This is a genomic window from Yoonia sp. (assembly GCF_017854565.1).
Classification (GTDB): Bacteria; Pseudomonadota; Alphaproteobacteria; order Rhodobacterales; family Rhodobacteraceae; genus Yoonia.
In genome coordinates this window covers 1-2,956 of the sequence record NZ_JAFMHJ010000107.1, presented here as the reverse complement: position 1 = coordinate 2,956, position 2,956 = coordinate 1, and the positions used below count along the sequence as shown (strand labels likewise).

Sequence of the window (2,956 nt, the reverse complement as noted above, 5' to 3'; positions counted from 1 at the left end):
GAAACCCAAGCCTAAATTCCAAAGGCCACTGTCTCAAAGTCGTTGACACGTTCCGGACGGCGATGAGGATGACTTCGACGCCGCGATTGCGCAGCTCATTCATCACCGAGAGCCAGAACTTGGCCCCTTCATTCTCGGCAATCCACAGGCCCAGAACCTCCCGCACGCCGTCCCTGCTGACGCCCAAGGCCACGTAGACGGCCTTGTTCTTCACCATCCGGCTGTCAGCATCGCGGATCTTGACCCGGAGCGCGTCGAAAATGACGATGGGATGCATCCGGTCCAGCGCGCGGCTCTGCCAGTCCCGGACCTCGTCCCGCACGGCATCGGTCACCCGGCTGATCAAGTCAGGCGAGACCTGCAGGCCATAGACGTCCTCAAGGTGGGCGCGGATGTCACGGACCGTCAGACCGACGGCATGGAGACCGATGATTTTGTCGTCGATTCCGTCGATCCGGGTCTGCCCCTTCTTGATAAGCTCTGGCTTGAAACTGCCGTCCCGGTCACGCGGCACGGCGATTGGCACCTCGCCATCCTGACCCTTCAGCCGCTTGCTGGTTGTGCCGTTGCGCCGGTTGGCCTGGCCCGCCGGCGCATCCTTGCCTTCTTCATAACCAAGATGCGCGGTCAGCTCGGCTCCCAGCATGCGTTCCAGCGGAAATTCGTGCGGCATCGTTGTAAAATCCATTGTCCAGAAGCTGGCGCGATATCTCGGCTTCGACCTGATCCAGGCCGCTCGCAGCCCTACAGAAGTTCGTCCAATAGTTCCTTTGAAATGCTCATCGTCCTTGCTCCTCTCAGGAAGCATGGACCAAATCCCAGTTACACAGAAGATCGGACACTCCCGTTTTCCCAATCCGGATATGTTCGATCGTTTTGCCCATTCAGTTCGTCGTCTTCTCACACTCCCCGTCGCACCGGCACTGGCTGGTTACGGCACGATGTTCGTGCCACTGTTGCAAGTGCCGAATCCCTGTAATTCTCATTCTTCGTCAGCGTCGCCCAGATATGCCTCGCCATCTTGTTGGCCAATGCGATAGCGATCAGCATCTTCGGCTTGCGCGCCAGAATCCGGCCAAGCCGACCGGTAATCCCCCCATTTTTAGTGGGGTGTATTCGTAGAACTTACGCGGCCATTTTCAATTTCATGGCGGGTGTGATGCCGCCGATGCCCATGTTGGGGCGGTCGTTGTTGTAAGTCCAGAGCCATTTTGTGGCGTCGTCTTGCGCCTCTTCGATGCTTTCGATGATGTTCTGATCAAGCCATTCGTGCCTGACCGTGCGGTTGTATCGCTCGATGTAGGCATTCTGCTGCGGTTGGCCGGGCTGAATGTGATCGAGGGTAACCCCTTGTTTTTCAGCCCATGCCAGCAACTTGCCGCTGATGTATTCCGGGCCGTTGTCTACCCGGATGGAGTCTGGCTTGCCCCGCCATCCGATGATGCGATCCAAGCTACGGATCACACGCTCTGTGGGCAGCGAGAAGTCCACCTCGATGCCAAGCCCCTCTCGGTTGAAGTCATCCAAGACGTTCAGCAGCCGGAACGCCCGGCCATCCCCGAGCTGGTCGGCCATGAAGTCCATTGACCAACTCACGTTCGGGGCCTTCGGCACCGCCAGTAGAGCTATGCGGTAAAATGGGTGATGGCATGATTTGAAAGGCGGCGTATCGTGGTGGGTGTCAAAGCCAACCAGAACCTCACAAAGGAGCGATACGCCTATGAAGGACGGTACAATGATCCTACCCTTTGGCCAATCGGAATCGATAGCGGACCCTTTGACCGAGCTTGCGCGTGAAGGGGCAAGACGGATGCCAGCGGAAGCGCTGAAAGCCGAACGTGTCAACGACTTTGAGACAGTGGCCTTTGGAATTTAGGCTTGGGTTTCTTCGGTTGGCTTTGGTGGGTTGATCCAGACGGCGGTCGGGATTTGAGGCGGTTTTGGTGGCTTGTGTACGAAGCGTTCGGGCGTGGTGAGGAATGCCGCGTCGAGTGTTGCTTGTCGCGCAGTGTAGATTTCTTGGGCTTGGCCAAAATGAATCTGGTCGGGTGTCATGAGGCCGATCCCAGCGTGATGATGATCTTGATTATACCATGCAAAGAACCTGCGGCAGAACGCGCGGGCGGAACGCTGGTCAGGTCAAACCCGCAACTGGCAACCTGCTGGCCCCGTCTGGCTCAACCCGGAAACCGAAATCAGCGCCTCTGAAATCAGAGACGCCGCATGAAATCGGCGGACAACTTGTTTGACAAACACCGCAATCCCTGCCTGATTGGATTGCAAGTCATGTGCGCGCCTTTGGCTTCTTCGGGGGTGCGACAGCGCAGATCGTATCCGACAACTTGAAGGCCGGGATCACGAAGGCCTGCTTTTATGACCCTGCGATCAACCGGACCTACGCGGATATGGCCGCGCATTACGACACGGCCGTTGTGCCCGCGCGGCCCCAGCGTCCGCATCGGGCAGCAGTTGACCCCTTTTCACGCGCCAGCGCGCGCCACTTGTGCAGTGTCGCCTCGGAAATCCCTTCCTCTTGCGACAACTGCCAAATGGCCATGTTGTTCGGCGGTAACATCCGCTCCAGCACTGCCGATTTTCGTTCCAGTGAATATCCCAAATCATCGTCCTATCCCGCCCACCTGAAAATTAGGAAAAAATAGAGCATCGGACAACTTCCCTGACACAGGGGTTAGCAAGCTGTTCTGCATCGAGCCCATCATCGCAATAGCGGGTCGCTAGATCAGGTCCGCATGCATCTTAACGTGCGCATACTGACCGCCAGACGACACGGCAATCGCATGAAATGAATGTCAGTCCGATTGATACAATGTGTCTTGCCAAGGTCACGTACCGATGCTAAATCGCCCCCAGTGCCCCTATAGCTCAGCTGGTAGAGCAACTGATTTGTAATCAGTAGGTCCGCGGTTCGAGTCCGTGTGGGGGCACCATTTAATCA

General features: G+C 57.1%; 1 protein-coding gene, 1 tRNA gene and 6 pseudogenes. 3 read left to right on the top strand and 5 right to left on the bottom strand.

The window, feature by feature from the left end:
• The 3 pseudogenes from QZ196_RS17520 to QZ196_RS17510 all read right to left on the bottom strand — a co-directional run.
• Positions 1-652 (bottom strand): annotated as a pseudogene (locus QZ196_RS17520) (IS256 family transposase); the annotation flags it as partial.
• Positions 653-900: 248 nt separating this feature from the next.
• Positions 901-1,080, bottom strand: a pseudogene (locus QZ196_RS17515) (hypothetical protein); the annotation flags it as partial.
• A gap of 45 nt (positions 1,081-1,125) precedes the next feature.
• Positions 1,126-1,620, bottom strand: a pseudogene (locus QZ196_RS17510) (integrase core domain-containing protein); the annotation flags it as partial.
• 51 nt (positions 1,621-1,671) lie between these two features.
• Here QZ196_RS17510 and QZ196_RS17505 point away from each other — a divergent pair.
• Positions 1,672-1,837 (top strand): annotated as a pseudogene (locus QZ196_RS17505) (IS256 family transposase); the annotation flags it as partial.
• Positions 1,838-1,872: 35 nt separating this feature from the next.
• Here QZ196_RS17505 and QZ196_RS17500 read toward each other — a convergent pair.
• A pseudogene (locus QZ196_RS17500) lies at positions 1,873-2,124 on the bottom strand (IS3 family transposase); the annotation flags it as partial.
• Between the two features lie 134 nt (positions 2,125-2,258).
• Here QZ196_RS17500 and QZ196_RS17495 point away from each other — a divergent pair.
• A pseudogene (locus tag QZ196_RS17495) lies at positions 2,259-2,456 on the top strand (IS21 family transposase); the annotation flags it as partial.
• Here QZ196_RS17495 and QZ196_RS17490 read toward each other — a convergent pair.
• Positions 2,417-2,617 (bottom strand): hypothetical protein, encoded by a 201-nt coding sequence (locus QZ196_RS17490; RefSeq protein WP_296428692.1) that lies wholly within the window; start codon positions 2,615-2,617, stop codon positions 2,417-2,419. The pseudogene QZ196_RS17495 and the gene QZ196_RS17490 sit on opposite strands and share 40 nt — an antisense overlap.
• Positions 2,618-2,872: 255 nt before the next feature.
• Between QZ196_RS17490 and QZ196_RS17485 the strand changes: the two genes are divergently transcribed.
• Positions 2,873-2,948, top strand: a tRNA-Thr gene (locus QZ196_RS17485).
• Positions 2,949-2,956: the final 8 nt, after the last annotated feature.